Below are 13,914 nucleotides of genomic sequence, written 5' to 3' on the forward strand. Positions count from 1 at the left end.
TCCGTAATGGCGGCCAATCTTTTGGCCCAACGATTTCCGTTTTGACTGGCCCAGTATCACCGTTATGCTTGGCCCAATGACTACCGTATTAGACACCATTTGATCCATCCATTTGATTTAACAAATGAATGGATCAAACGGGCAATATATAATCCCTTAATATTATTAAACACATTGTAAAAAAAGATTTAATGAATTATCATTTAAGGTTACGTTCTGGGGATAATCATTGTTTATTTAGTTATCAGTTTTTCAGGTAAACAAAGTATTTACCGGCAGCTGGCTGCGGCGCTGTTGTAGTTAATGCATTTGCGATGTAGCTTCTCAATCTGACACTTATAAAAGTTAGCTGGACGGGGGGAGAACCGGGACCCACATATACCAAAATTGCACAGATTATAAAACCTGTGGTACAAGTAGGTTTTATTATGATAAGTATATAATTAGCCGGTAAAGTGGGGTCAGGATTAGCACCTGGCACATAGGCATACCAATATCTAGGCATATAATAGGATACTTTTATACATCAAAAGTATCTCAAAACTTTAAGTTACGCCTACTCTGTTGCCAGGATTTTCGGCTTCCTCCTTATCACCTCAAACCTGCTGTTGTTGATTTTCCTGCAAAAAATCAGGCTGTCTCGGCGTACCAGAAGCAGGCACCGCAGACATTCGTACTTCCAGTGGCACCGGCGGAAAATCCGAAGCAGGTTGTCCTTTTCCTTTTGCCAGTGCCCTGATGATATAAAACAGTAATCCTGGTGTACCTTCTAAATCTGGTCGTCTCTCAGGGTCATCAGGAATTTCGTCAGCGAAGACAGCAGCTAAATAAGGGCCATCTACAGTATCCGGAGCTTTTTCTAAAATAGTATAACTATCAGGATCACAAATGTCCAGTTCATTATTAATAAATTGGTACCAAGGCATAAGGTTATATTTTAATATTAAGCCTACTCTGTTTCAGGGTTTTCGGCATGTCCCTCAAATTCCACATCCATCCAGTTTGAAGCATTTTTTTTATGTCTCGGATCTTCAAATGGTTTCAGTGTAGTATTATTTGCATGTAGCGTGGCAATAAAGCCTTCGGAATAATCATGTGCAATTATTTTAGCACCTTTATTCCATACATAATCATAATCTTCCCCAATGTTCACATCTCTAAAAGGATGTTTTTCCCAGAATGATCTGCGGTACGCCAGCGTAGCGCCGGATAACCAGGGTTCTTTTGTATTAGGATTTTCATAATTCCAGAATTTCTTGACTAAAGGAGAGAAAAACATAATCTTATTCAATCCGCAGATATCTGCATCGGAGCTTTCCAGTACAGTTAATTGTCTGCTGATCCAGTCGTGTGCATACCAGTCATCGTCATCCCAGTGCATAATGATCTCACCTCTGGATTTTTCACACGCATAATTGCGTTTTTTTCCAATACTGCCAATAGGTTCAGAATAGAAATATTTGATCCGGTGATGATCAGGTAACAGATGCCCTACAGATTCCTTTCCGTCATCTATAATTACCAGCTCTGCATTTCTAAAAGTCTGATTTAGAAAATGGCCGACCGCTAAAGGGACAAAATTAGGCCTGTTAGCCGTCAGCATGATACAGGATACATAAGGTGTCATGATTCAGTTTCTTGAGTTGGTTCTTTCCATCCTACGGCCTGTTTTTTATGTTTTGGATTCTCTACAGGTTTGATACTAGTATTATGTGCATGAAGAATAGCTACAAATCCATGGATATAATCCATCGCAAAGATTTTTGCGCCGGAATTCCAGACAAAGTCATAGTCTTCTCCAACCTGGATATCGATAAAAGGATGTTTTTCCCAAAAGTATTTGCGGTAGGCCATGGTAGCCCCGCATAACCAGGGTTTTTCTTGATCAGTATCCATATACATCCATCTTTTTTCTATGGAAGGGGAATAGAAAATCACCTGGTTCAGGCCGGTTATATCTGCACCAGATTTGTTCTGAGCTTCAACTTGCCGGCTGATCCAGTCTGGAGCATACCAGTCATCATCATCCCAATGCATGATAAATTCACCTTCGGCTTTTTCGCAGGCTTTATTTCTTTTGATCCCGATAGTGCCAATAGGTTCAGAATAGAAATACTTGATCTTCGGGTTGTCAGGAATGAGCGAATAAGCGGGCTCTTTGCCATCATCGATGATCACCAGCTCTGCATTCGGGTAATCCTGTGCTAAAAAATATTGAATAGCAAAAGGAATATATTTTTGCCTGTTGGCAGTAGGCATGATACAGGATACAAGTGGTAGTTCAATCATAAATATTGTGTTTTTTGTTGAAATTAAAATTAGAAAAAATAGAAGTGCAGCAACAGGGCCAGCTGTCCCATAAAGCAGATGAGTAAGTTTAGTGCTTCATTTTCTTATTAACTTGTAAGAACTAATCAAGCCAGGATTGTCTACATAAAACCCTAAATTCCATATGGATAACAAAAAGAATATCGATATCATTATTTTGAGTTATGCACAGAATGATGAATTAAAAGCAGTTACTGTTGACTGTATTCGGTCTTTAATCAAATCAGACGATCCTGAGGAGATTAAATTCAACATCATAGTAATTGAGTCACAAAAGCAATTGAAGCCTTTCCAGTATGAGGGTACCACTACAATATACCCGGATACAGAGTTTGGGTATAACAGGTATATGAACATTGGCATTGAGATGACTTCGTCACCTTTTATCTGTCTATGTAACAACGACCTGATCTTTCATGCCCAATGGGCTACCAATATGTTAAAGGCCTTTGAGCTTTATGATCTCCCGAGCGGTTCCCCGGCTTGTTCAATACACCATCCCACAGTAGGATTTAAACTCGATGGACGTATTTATTACGGTTACCGGACCAGGCACGAAATTGCCGGCTGGTGTCTTTTTTTTAAAAGGGATATTTTAAGGCTTACCGGAAAACTGGATGAGAACTTCAGGTTCTGGGCAGCAGATGATGATTATGCAACGATATTAAGGATTCTGAATCTAAGGCATGCGCTGGTTACCTCTTCTATTGTAGACCATGTCAAAAGCAAAACCTTAGAGAATCAAACAGAAGAGAGGCAGGAAGAACTTACTTTTGGACAGGTCTTTTATTACGAGAAAAAATGGAATTACCGTTTGGGCGCAAGATGGGTACCGGTTACATTAGTCTAGGCTAATCAATTTTTTAATGGTGTTAGCTGTCTCATCGTCTAACACCTCGCTTTTTTTGATAAAATATTCAAAATGTGTGTAGTTCCAGGTGTTTTCCCCATGGTAGATATAAATATAGAGAAAAGGTACTGCATCTATATGGTATAAAATCTTTCTGGCGTCCAGAAATTTAATGATATGGGTATCTTCTCCTTTATCCAGATGTGCATACTGATTTTGAAAGATGATTTCCTTTCTGCACATCAAACTGCCATCCCAGGTATAAGGGAAGGATAAATAGGCTTTTCCTGAAGTAAAATCATACAGCAGCACCCTTGTTAAGATACTTGCCTGGTAACCCTGACCTGTGGTTTGCATGCTATTGTATTGATAAGATAACCGGCTACCATGATACCAGTCATCATCATCCCAGATACAAATATAATCGCCGCTGCATTCCGCTATGGCTTCATTCCTGGCATTACCCACCGTTTCATCATTATTACGTTCCACCCTCAAAATATTAAGTTCTACCTGGTGCAGAACATGATTGATAACCATCGGTGTCTGTTTATCATTTTTAGGATAAGAAATCACCAGTTCCTTATTGGGATAATTTTGTGCTGCAAAGCAGGATATTGCCCTTTGTAGGACGATCGGCCGGTTGTTAGTGATACAGATACAGGAGATTAAAGGATAGGGTAAACTCATCATAATAGTTTTAATTAATGTTTCAGATATACAAACTTCCTTGCATTGTAAGGTTCAGCGGGCTGTATCATACGTGTAACCAGCGCCTCTTTAATATACTCCTGAAGGTTGGACGATAGTGGATCTGCCGGGTGCATTCCATTGTCTGTAGCATATATTGCACAGATCTGCGTGCCGCAAAGGCAGTCATGTTTAATAGTTATCCTGTAATAGGATAAGACATCGAGTGGGTCGCTTCCAATAAACGCGTACCATGATTTTGACATAATTTAAGTATTGTTTTCCGGCATAAAATTATAGAATTGATCATCGAAGGGCAGGGGCAGATGTCCCATAATCTTTGACGGCATCCTAAGATGGATTTGGTCAAATGTCCCAAAAAGCAAAATAGGGGTTCAAAAGTTTCTTTTCTTGGTAACTTGGGTTAACTAAATAAACCTTGAACCGCATTACTATGAAATTAATAGAGAAAATTGATCGTCATGAAGTCCTCAGGCGATGGGCAGTAGGTGAAGTCTATTCTGAATTTTTTAATCCCTTATATGAATCTAACCGTGAAGAAACACTGTCAATGCTGTTGTCAGGCAGTCATTATCTGGAAAGGGAAGGTATCAGTAATGTATTGGAATTTAAACAGGGACTGGTAGATTCAATATCGTTATATATCAACTGGTACAGGGCGCTTCTGGAAATCAATAAGTCAGACCTGGACATGGTGTATACCCTGCAGCTGCCTGGATGGGAGAGGAATACCGAGGGATCATTTTTAATTTCTGATGCCGCCAGGAATATACATCAGGTACCCTACCTGGATAAGAGAGTAACTTCTATTTATACCGCTCTTAAAAATAAAGAAGTTAAACTGGAGGGAATTACGCTCTTAGCAGTAGATAAGGTAGGGCCATATGTGGCCGTAGAAGGAACCGGGAGATTGACCAGTATCTATATGGCGCAGCAGCTGGAGCATTTAGACCTGATCGATCAAAATAGCGTGGAGGTTACGCTGGGTATATATTAATAGCTGAGAAATACTTATGGAGAATAAAATTATGGTAGATATGATCATTTTGAGTTATGCGCAAAATGAAGAACTAAAGTTAATGACAGAAAACTGTATCCATTCCCTGGTAGCTTCGGAAGACCCGGAGCATATTCAATTTAATATAATAGTTATCGAATCAGAGAAGGGTATCGCACCGTATCAATATGAAAATACTACTACGGTTTATCCTGATGAAATTTTCGGTTACCACAGGTATATGAACATTGGAATCAATATGACTTCATCCCCGTACGTTTGTTTATGTAACAATGACCTGATTTTTCATTCCTTGTGGGCAACCGAAATACTGAAAGCATTTTCTAAGTACTACGACCTCTCCAGCGCTTCTCCGTATTGCTCAATCCATCACAAAAAAATGGGATTTAATATGAATAATGGCATTTATCCGGGTTACCGCATACGTTATGAGGTTGCCGGATGGTGTATTTTTATGAAGCGGGATATCCTGTTAACGACAGGAAAATTAGATGAGAATTATGAATTCTGGTGTGCAGATAACGATTACGCCAATACTTTATATGTGCTCAGGATCGGTCATGCCCTGATCTCTACTTCTATTGTAGATCATCTGGAAAGCCAGACCTTAAACAGCCAGACTCAGGAACGCCAGGATGAACTCACGTCCGAAGAATTCTTTTATTACGAAAAGAAATGGAATCTCCGTTTAGGCACAGATTGGGAGAAGTTTAGCTAACTTCTCTTATGTCTTGGGTTCTCAAAGTATTTAACAGTCGTATTATGAGGATGTAATATGGCAACAAAGCCATCTATATAATCATGAGCAAAGGTTTTTGCTCCGGATTTCTTTATGAAATCGTCATCTTCTGCAGTCTGCATATCTTTAAACGGATGCTGTTCCCAGAATGATTTTCTATAACAGATGGTAGCGCCGTTTAGCCATCCCGGAGTATTAGGGTTATTCCTGTTAAGTGCAGTGCCTTTCCAAAAGGTATCAGTTACGGCTGAAAAGAAATTTACATGTTCGATTCCACAAATATCTGCTGATGAACTAAGAAGATAATCTACTTGTTTACTGATCCAGTCAGGAGCGCGCCAGTCGTCATCATCCCAATGCATGATCACCTCTCCATTTGCACGTTCACAAGCATAATTGCGCTTAAGTCCCGTTGTTCCTATAGGGGGTACATAAAAATAATATATTCTAGGATCATCTGGCAGGAGTTGAAAGATTGATTCTTTGCCGTCATCAATAATAATCAGTTCCGCATTAGGATAATCCTGCTCCAAAAAATTATTTAGCGCATAGGGAATATATTTTTGCCTGTTGGCTGTAGGCATGATACAAGATACCAGGGGTTGTTCCGTCATTGTTTTTTTAAATTAGAAATGAAATTTTTTGTCTGGAGTCAGATGCTCAATACACAAGCTCGATCTGTTGTTCGTAATAAATACGGATATTTTGTGCAGTTTCTTGATCTAACTGTTGGCTTCTGCTGGAGAAAAAATGATAATAGGAGTGATCAAGCGCATTTTTTCCATGATAAACAAATATATAGAGATACGGTGCATCATCAATTTTCTGTAATAGCTTGATTGATTCCAGCGATTTTAACAATGAGGTGTCTTCAGCAATGTTTGTGTTGGAGTAGGGATATCGTATGATCAAATCCTTTCTGCAGATCAGGCTGCCACCCCAATAGGAGGGAAAAGAACTATAGGCTTTTTGGGTATTAGCATTATACAGGAGAATATGGGACAGGATACCTGCCTGGAAATATTTACCCTGACCCTGAAGGCTGTTAAACTGGTGTGCCAGCCTATTCGTATAATATATGTCGTCATCATCCCAGGTACAAATATAATCACCCTCGCAATGATGGATCGCCAGATTTTTTGCTTTTCCGATAGAATCAGAAGCATTCCGTTCAACAGGTATAATATTAAGGTCAGAAGTTTCCAATAGCCTGTTTAACAGGTTTTTGGTTGCTATATCAGTGCTGGGGTAAGAGATCACCAATTCCCTGTTGGGATAATTTTGGGCGTCGAAATTGACAATAGCCTTTAAGAGTAACGATGGCCTGTTATCTGTAATGCATAAACAGGACACCAGTGGATGTGTGAGTTTTACCTTCATAGAACTTTCGCTTTTTTGTGTCTTGGATTTTCAAATTCTCTGATAACCGTATTTTTGGGATGTAAAAGACATACAAAGCCATCCCGGTAATCATGTATGTAAAGCTTTGCCCCGTTGTTTTGTATAAAGTCGTCATCTTCGCCCCGCTGCAGATCCTTAAACGGATGTTTTTCCCAGAATGATTTCTGATAGGCCATGGTGGCGCCATGAACCCAGTTCATAGGATTGGGCATGCCCTCGTATTGCCTTAAAACAGTGAAAAACTTGTTGGTAATGGGAATATAGTAGTGTACATGCTGGATACCACAGATATCTGCCCCCGAGGATAATAAAAAATGTACCTGCGCGCTGATCCAGTCTTCAGCATGCCAATCGTCGTCATCCCAGTGTACGATAATCTGGCCATTCGATTTCTCACAGGCGTAATTTCTTTTCAAGCCAATACTTCCAACAGGGTCAGTATAATAATACCAGATCAAAGGATGTTCCGGTATGAGGTGTGCTACCGATTCTTTTCCGTCATCAATAACGATCAGTTCTGCATTTGGATAATCCTGCTGTAAAAAATACCTGATTGCAAAGGGAACATACTTTTCCCTATTTGCTGTAGGCATGATACAAGATACTAGAGGAGGGTTCATAACTGCTTTGTTTTGCTCATCAATTTAGATAGGATTAGACTTTTAGGCTAGGGCCAGCTGTCCCATAATCTGTATACTGATTATTTTGAGAAGCTTAATTTTTAACTTAGGTATAAGCAATTTTATAAAATTATGAAGGTTAAATTTTTTTCTGACTACGAGCGTTCTGAAAATTTGTTACGCCGGTTCACCGCCAATTACAGGGTATATGATAATGAAATAACGTTTACCACAGCCGATGATTACGATTTTGCAGTGGCTTTTAACCGTTCGGATGAAACGATCAGGCAAGGGGCAAAGATCATTACTGTGATTCAGGAGCCATCCTGGAGCGAAGCTCATCAGTATAAGACTTTTCTCAGGGGTAGCGACTATATCATTGTACATGACACTGATCTTTTTGAACGGACTAACGGCGTAAAACTTGGAGGTAAAATAATTGAATCACCGTCCTATATGTTTTATGACGACCGTATCCACCATTCTTTTTTTGCCCATACAGAAGATATTAAAAAACAGAAGAAGCTGTCAATGATCGTTTCTGCATTGTATTTCAGCCATGCCAATTACCGCAAACGAATTGCTGTGCTGAGTAAGATCCTGGACTCAGATCTGGATATTGATATCTACGGAAGAGGATTCAATATATCTGATCCGAGATACAAAGGTCAAATACAGTATAAACATACTGCACTTTTGCCTTATGAATATTCCATCGCCATAGAAAACTGCAATGAGAAGAATTACATTTCTGAAAAATTTGTGGATTGTACCCTCTGTAATACGATGCCCATCTATAATGGTGCGCCAAACATTTCTGATGTGTACGATGACCGGTATTTCAGAACGATAAATATTGATAGCCCCGGGATTGTTGATGAGATCAGAGAGATCATATCCGAACCTGCACCAGCATCGGCAGTGAACAGGGAGATTTATTTTGACAGGTATAATTTGTACACCAAACTAAAGGAAATTATTTTCAATGATTGACCCTTTAAGAGATGGGTTAAATAGAGGAGGTAATCATGAATGGGTACAAGCATATGGTCATGCTGGAAAGCTGCGATTGCACGTTATATGTGTTATGGTGGAAGCTGGAAAATAATATAATTTCACAGGGTAACTAATACACCAATTATTATCTCTACATTTGTGCTTTAATTATAATAAAAATACAATGCAAGAAGGAGTAGTAAAATTTTTTAATGAAACTAAAGGTTTCGGATTTATTGTACCAGCTAATGGTGATAGTGAAATCTTTGTTCATTCAACAGGCCTGATGGCTAGCATCCGTGAGAACGATAAAGTTACTTATGATGTAGAAGATGGCCGTAAAGGTCTTAACGCAGTTAATGTTCAGTTAGTATAACTATACAGTATATTAATTAAAAAACCGGCTATTCACATAGCCGGTTTTTTTTATGGGCGAATATTCTTTTTATGTCTTGGATTTTCAAAGGCCTTTATTGTTGTATTCTCAGCATGTAGAATAGCTACAAACCCATTGATATAATCATGCGCAAATACTTTTGCCCCCGGTTGCTGGATGAAATCATCATCTTCCCCGGTTTGCAAGTCCTTAAACGGATGCTTTTTCCAATAGGTTTTCCAATATCCTAATGTTGCTCCATTCAGCCACACTCTTGAATTGGGATTATTTCTATTATGGGCATCTCCCTGCCAGAACTTGTTCATTATGGGAGAAAAATAGTGTACATGCCTGATACCCGTAATGTCTGCACCTGTTGTAAACAGGAAGTTCACCTGCTGGCTGATCCAGTCCGGAGCATGCCAGTCGTCATCATCCCAATGCATGATGATATCTCCCTCAGTCAGCCCAATTGCCACATTTCTTTTGATACCTATGGTTCCTAGCGGGTCATAATAGTAATACCTGATCCGGTCGTCTGCCTGGATCATATCTTTTATCGATGCTTTTCCATCATCAATAATCACCAGTTCTTTATTGGGATAATTCTGCTGTATAAAATAGTCTATTGCAAAGGGGATATATTTTTCCCTGTTGGCAGTAGGCATAATACATGATACCAGGGGTAGATTCATAGTTTTTTTAAGACAAATTAAGAAGGTTTGTCTGGTGATACCAGAGACAAAAGTCCCATAATGGGAGTATGCATTTAAGCTTAATAAACTATGCTTAAATTAGAAATGACCAATATGTTAATCAATGACGATCAAGTTTTTTTCTAACTACAGCTCTTCTGAAAGTCTGTTAAAAAGATTTATGGCTAATTATGTTGTTCAGGACAATTTACTGGATTTCACAATAGCAGAAAATTATGATTATGCAGTAGTCTTTAACCGGACGGATGAATTTATCCTCCCGTCTGCAAAAATAATTACAGTTATCCAGGAGCCGTCCTGGAGCAAAGTTCATGAAAATCCTTCCTTCCTGACCGGGAGTGATTACCTTATTATTCATGATGCAGAACTGTTTGAGCGGTCGCTGGGCTTGAAATTAGGAGGCCAGGTGATTGAATCCCCATCTTATATGTTTTACGATGACAAGGTGGATAAATCATTTTTTCATTATGCTGCGAGTACCGCTAAAGTAAAGAAATTATCAATTATCATATCCTATCTCAATAAGCCCACCGGCATTTATCAGAAGCGTTTCGGACTACTGAACAAAATATTGGAATCAGATCTTGACATAGATATCTATGGCTGGAGATTATCAATAGATGACCGTAGGTTTAAAGGATATGTGGATTACAAGTTCACAGCTTTACTGCCTTATGAGTACTCCATAGCAATAGAAAATTCTGAAGAGAAAAATTACATCACCGAAAAGTTTGTGGATTGTGTGCTTTGCAATACCGTACCGATATACCATGGGGCTCCAAATGTCAGTGAGGTGTACAATAACAGATATTTTAGAAAGATAAATCTGGATAGTCCAACGGTGATTGATGATATCAAACAGATTATAGCTGAGCCGCCACCATATAGTACGGTTAACAAAGCATTATATTTTAATAAATACAACTTGTACAGGAAGTTGAAGGAAATCATTCTTCCTGGCACTCCCTGAACATCCGCAATTCGACAAATAAGAATTTGCTTGTAAGCATCTATAACCTATAAAATAATACGAATGAAAAAATACCTAATCAGTTATGGCGATGATGCTTTTGCATCACAAAGAGAATTTTTTAGAGAGACCGCGCTGGCATCAGCATTTTTTGATGAGGTCACCATATTTACCCGTGGTGATATCAGGCAGGATTTTGCTGACCAGGTTGGTGAAACACTGGATCTTCGCAGAGGTGGGGGATACTGGTTGTGGAAACCATATTTCGTGAAGAAGGTGCTGGATAAAATTGAAGAAAATGATGTTCTGGTATATTGTGATGCGGGATGTATGATTAACATATCCGGAAAAGAACGTTTCAATGAGTATTTGAATATGCTGGCCGAGTCACCAACAGGAACTATAGATTTCGAACTGCCCCACAAAGAGTATGAATATACAAAACGCGAGGTGTTTGACTATTTCGATTCCTCAGAAGAAACCATTAATTCCAACCAGCTGATGGCTACAGTGGTAATTTTGAAAAAATGTGCCTATACCACTATGTTGGTTAATGAGTGGTACGAAGCTGCCTGCGATAACCCATTTCTGTTTACTGATGAGCTGATCGTACTTCCACAGCATGAGAATTTCATTTCCAACCGATATGACCAAAGTGTATTTAGTATTATTCGCAAAGAATACGGGGCTAATATTATTCCTGATGAGACATATTTTTTAGACTTTTTGCGGGAAGGGTTAAGGTTCCCTTTCTGGGCAACAAGGCTTAGGAGATAGAAACAGAAATTATTTGTATTTAATATTCGCAGGCGATGCTGCCGCTAAAACATTTTAACTTGATATAACTGTCTTTTAGATATTTATGCTTCTTTTTTTAGAGGTTATATCTCTATATATTCGTACAACCAAATATTAAAACATGAAACCATTAGTAACAATAATATTGTTATTTCAGTTAACGCTTTCTTTAGCTCAGAACAAGATTGCATCCCTGCCTGTATGGAAAGACGATAAAAATAAAATTAAATCAGACTGGCTGCTGAATAAGACCACTGCCCGGGCTGAAATTTACCAAAGTGCAGATCACAAGAACATCATTTTAGACAATGGGCTGCTTAAACGATCTTTCCGTTTACAGCCCAACCTTGCCTGTACCGATTTTAGCAACCTTAGCAATGGTCAGCAGCTTTTAAGAGCAGTAAGTGCTGAAGCAAGACTTACTATTAACGGCAAAATCTATAATGTTGGCGGATTGTACGGCCAAAAGGAAAAAGCATATTTAAAAGAAGAATGGATTGATAGTTTAACCTCTAAAGCTGCTGATTTTCAGTATAAATCTTATGCAGTATCGGCTATCACTCCATATGTAAACTGGAAATATACTGGTAAGCTATGGGCCGCCAATAAATTACAGCCTGCAGGTAAAATGCTGAGCTTACAATTTGAATCTGATTTGCCTGCATTGAAAGGCATCATTGTAGCGGTCAATTATGAACTGTATGACGGTATTCCTCTGGTTTGTAAATGGATTAAAATTGATAACAAAAGTTCGGTAAAGATAAAACTGGATAAAGTGGTAAATGAAATTCTGGCTGCTCATGAAGAGGAATCTTCCGTTGAAGGGGCTGCCTCAAAAATGATGACACCTCATGGAATATATGTAGAGAGCAATTACGCCTATAATAATGCGATGAATGCGCGTCTTTCCGATCAGACTACCAATTGGAAGACCGATTCAACTTATACCTCGCAGGTAAGTTATTTGTTAAAGACGCCTTGTTTACTGGAAGTTTATCCGCCTGTCGGCCCTGGCATAGAACTGTCCGACGGGCAAAGTTTTAAATCGATCAGAACTAACGAATTATTATTGGATAGTTACGACAGAGAGCGCAATGGACTTGGACAGCGAATGATGTACCGTAAACTCGCACCGTGGGCCACTCAAAACCCGATATATTTATTTGTTAAGAGTTTTGACGAAAGGATATTCAAAAATGCCGTAGATCAGTGCGCAGCTGTGGGTTACGAAATGCTGATCATTAGTTTTCACACCGGCTTTAATATGGAAGATATTTCTGAAGGAAATATTAAGTATTGCAAGGAACTTGCAGATTACGCCCACAGTAAAGGAATACAGGTGGGGGGCTATTCCTTACTGGCCAGCAGAAGAATCAGCGATGCTGAAGACGTAATTGATCCTAAAACAGGTAAGCCGGATGTGCATGCAATGTATGGGAAGTCGCCTTGCCTGGGGAGTAAATGGGGACTTGAATATTTTCGCAAATTGAAAGAGTTCCTCAAAAGAACGGGCTTCGATGAATTTGATCAGGATGGTGCTTATCCTGGAGATGTTTGTGCCTCCACTACACACCCTGGTCATAAAGGGTTAGATGATTCCCAATGGACTCAAATTGAGTTGCAAAAGGAATATTACAGATGGTGTGCCGAAAATGGAATATTTGTAAATACTCCGGATTGGTATTTCCTGGATGGTGGAAGTAAATGTGCGCTGGGATACAGGGAAGTCAACTTCTCTTTACCGCGCGCTCAGCAGATTATACTTAACCGTCAGAATATCTATGACGCTACCTGGGAGAAAATGCCCTCTATGGGATGGGGGTTTGTGCCATTGACCCAGTATCATGGGGGCGGTGCCGCGGCAACTCTAGAGCCGATGTCTGAGCATCTCGATGCATATGAGCAATTGATGATGCAATACTTCGGTTCTGGCGTCCAGGCATGTTACCTTGGTACAAGATTATACGACACTGATCAAACGAAAAAACTGGTGACTGACGTAATTACCTGGTATAAGAAATACCGTACAATATTGAATTCGCAGATTATCCATTTGCGAAGGGCTGATGGAAGAGACTGGGATGGTATCTTACATGTTGATCCTAATGGAAAGGAAAAAGGTTTGGCGATGTTATACAATCCGTTAAATGAACCGATCACCAGAAAGGTAAGCCTGCCACTTTATTATACCGGTTTAAAAGGTAAAGCAGCTATCAGGGATAAGGAAGGAATCTCCAAACCCTATTCCATTGATAAGGATAATAACGTAATTTACGATGTAGTGATTCCGGCTAATGGTTATACCTGGCTCGTGATCGAATAGATAATTTTAACATCTACCTATAAAACGCATCGGCAAATCTGCCGGTGCGTTTTTGTTTCAACCCCATG

General features: G+C 39.3%; 17 protein-coding genes. 8 read left to right on the forward strand and 9 right to left on the reverse strand.

The window, feature by feature from the left end:
- Positions 1 to 596: 596 nt before the first annotated feature.
- From BLW16_RS21005 to BLW16_RS21015, 3 genes are read right to left on the reverse strand one after another with little or no spacing between them, the layout of a single operon-like run.
- Positions 597 to 926 carry a hypothetical protein gene (locus BLW16_RS21005; protein ID WP_090559854.1) on the reverse strand — a complete coding sequence of 110 codons (330 nt, stop codon included), beginning with the start codon at positions 924 to 926 and terminating at the stop codon, positions 597 to 599.
- A 23-nt stretch (positions 927 to 949) separates the two neighbouring features.
- Positions 950 to 1,627 (reverse strand): glycosyltransferase family 2 protein, encoded by a 678-nt coding sequence (locus BLW16_RS21010; RefSeq protein ID WP_090559855.1) that lies wholly within the window; start codon positions 1,625 to 1,627, stop codon positions 950 to 952.
- On the reverse strand, positions 1,624 to 2,289 hold the full coding sequence (locus BLW16_RS21015; protein ID WP_090559856.1) for a glycosyltransferase family 2 protein: 666 nt from the start codon (positions 2,287 to 2,289) through the stop codon (positions 1,624 to 1,626). The genes BLW16_RS21010 and BLW16_RS21015 overlap by 4 nt, the downstream gene beginning before the upstream one ends.
- 163 nt (positions 2,290 to 2,452) lie before the next feature.
- Between BLW16_RS21015 and BLW16_RS21020 the strand changes: the two genes are divergently transcribed.
- Positions 2,453 to 3,178, forward strand: a complete 726-nt coding sequence (locus BLW16_RS21020) for a glycosyltransferase family 2 protein (protein ID WP_090559857.1) — start codon at positions 2,453 to 2,455, stop codon at positions 3,176 to 3,178.
- Here the strand turns inward: BLW16_RS21020 and BLW16_RS21025 are convergent.
- Both BLW16_RS21025 and BLW16_RS21030 read right to left on the reverse strand, forming a co-directional pair.
- Entirely contained in the window at positions 3,170 to 3,871 is a 702-nt protein-coding gene (locus tag BLW16_RS21025; protein WP_090559858.1) for a glycosyltransferase family 2 protein, read from the reverse strand. The genes BLW16_RS21020 and BLW16_RS21025 overlap by 9 nt on opposite strands.
- Positions 3,872 to 3,882: 11 nt before the next feature.
- A complete protein-coding gene (locus BLW16_RS21030; protein ID WP_090559859.1) occupies positions 3,883 to 4,134 on the reverse strand; it encodes a hypothetical protein in 252 nt (83 codons plus the stop codon).
- A 188-nt stretch (positions 4,135 to 4,322) separates the two neighbouring features.
- Here BLW16_RS21030 and BLW16_RS21035 point away from each other — a divergent pair, with 188 nt between their 5' ends.
- Both BLW16_RS21035 and BLW16_RS21040 read left to right on the forward strand, forming a co-directional pair.
- The gene (locus BLW16_RS21035; RefSeq protein WP_090559860.1) at positions 4,323 to 4,886 is read left to right on the forward strand and encodes a hypothetical protein; all 564 of its coding nucleotides are present in this window, start codon (positions 4,323 to 4,325) and stop codon (positions 4,884 to 4,886) included.
- Positions 4,887 to 4,902: 16 nt separating this feature from the next.
- A complete protein-coding gene (locus BLW16_RS21040; RefSeq protein ID WP_090559861.1) occupies positions 4,903 to 5,625 on the forward strand; it encodes a glycosyltransferase family 2 protein in 723 nt (240 codons plus the stop codon).
- Here BLW16_RS21040 and BLW16_RS21045 read toward each other — a convergent pair.
- The 3 genes from BLW16_RS21045 to BLW16_RS21055 are packed head-to-tail and all read right to left on the reverse strand — an operon-like array spanning position 5,622 to position 7,667.
- Positions 5,622 to 6,260, reverse strand: coding sequence for a glycosyltransferase family 2 protein (locus BLW16_RS21045; protein WP_090559862.1), 639 nt, complete (start codon positions 6,258 to 6,260; stop codon positions 5,622 to 5,624). The genes BLW16_RS21040 and BLW16_RS21045 overlap by 4 nt on opposite strands.
- Before the next feature lie 46 nt (positions 6,261 to 6,306).
- Positions 6,307 to 7,026: a glycosyltransferase family 2 protein gene (locus BLW16_RS21050; RefSeq protein WP_090559863.1), complete on the reverse strand. Its 720-nt coding sequence runs from the start codon at positions 7,024 to 7,026 to the stop codon at positions 6,307 to 6,309.
- Positions 7,023 to 7,667, reverse strand: coding sequence for a glycosyltransferase family 2 protein (locus tag BLW16_RS21055; protein ID WP_090559864.1), 645 nt, complete (start codon positions 7,665 to 7,667; stop codon positions 7,023 to 7,025). Before BLW16_RS21055 ends, BLW16_RS21050 begins: the two co-directional genes overlap by 4 nt.
- 132 nt (positions 7,668 to 7,799) lie before the next feature.
- On the opposite strand from BLW16_RS21055, the gene BLW16_RS23560 reads away from it, so the two are divergent.
- Complete coding sequence (locus BLW16_RS23560; RefSeq protein WP_217631616.1) at positions 7,800 to 8,660, forward strand: glycosyltransferase family 10 domain-containing protein; 861 nt, start codon at positions 7,800 to 7,802, stop codon at positions 8,658 to 8,660.
- A gap of 187 nt (positions 8,661 to 8,847) precedes the next feature.
- The gene (locus BLW16_RS21065) at positions 8,848 to 9,039 is read left to right on the forward strand and encodes a cold-shock protein (RefSeq protein WP_090559865.1); all 192 of its coding nucleotides are present in this window, start codon (positions 8,848 to 8,850) and stop codon (positions 9,037 to 9,039) included.
- 50 nt (positions 9,040 to 9,089) lie between these two features.
- Here BLW16_RS21065 and BLW16_RS21070 read toward each other — a convergent pair whose 3' ends face one another.
- On the reverse strand, positions 9,090 to 9,734 hold the full coding sequence (locus BLW16_RS21070) for a glycosyltransferase family 2 protein (protein WP_090559866.1): 645 nt from the start codon (positions 9,732 to 9,734) through the stop codon (positions 9,090 to 9,092).
- Positions 9,735 to 9,858: 124 nt separating this feature from the next.
- Here BLW16_RS21070 and BLW16_RS21075 point away from each other — a divergent pair, with 124 nt between their 5' ends.
- The 3 genes from BLW16_RS21075 (at position 9,859) to BLW16_RS21085 (ending at position 13,846) form a co-directional block, all read left to right on the forward strand.
- Positions 9,859 to 10,725 carry a glycosyltransferase family 10 domain-containing protein gene (locus BLW16_RS21075; protein ID WP_139298378.1) on the forward strand — a complete coding sequence of 289 codons (867 nt, stop codon included), beginning with the start codon at positions 9,859 to 9,861 and terminating at the stop codon, positions 10,723 to 10,725.
- Between the two features lie 63 nt (positions 10,726 to 10,788).
- The gene (locus BLW16_RS21080; protein WP_090559867.1) at positions 10,789 to 11,502 is read left to right on the forward strand and encodes a hypothetical protein; all 714 of its coding nucleotides are present in this window, start codon (positions 10,789 to 10,791) and stop codon (positions 11,500 to 11,502) included.
- Between the two features lie 142 nt (positions 11,503 to 11,644).
- Positions 11,645 to 13,846, forward strand: coding sequence for an alpha-galactosidase (locus BLW16_RS21085; protein ID WP_090559868.1), 2,202 nt, complete (start codon positions 11,645 to 11,647; stop codon positions 13,844 to 13,846).
- The last annotated feature ends 68 nt before the right edge of the window (positions 13,847 to 13,914 follow it).

This window comes from Pedobacter hartonius, assembly GCF_900107535.1.
Lineage (GTDB): Bacteria > Bacteroidota > Bacteroidia > Sphingobacteriales > Sphingobacteriaceae > Pedobacter > Pedobacter hartonius.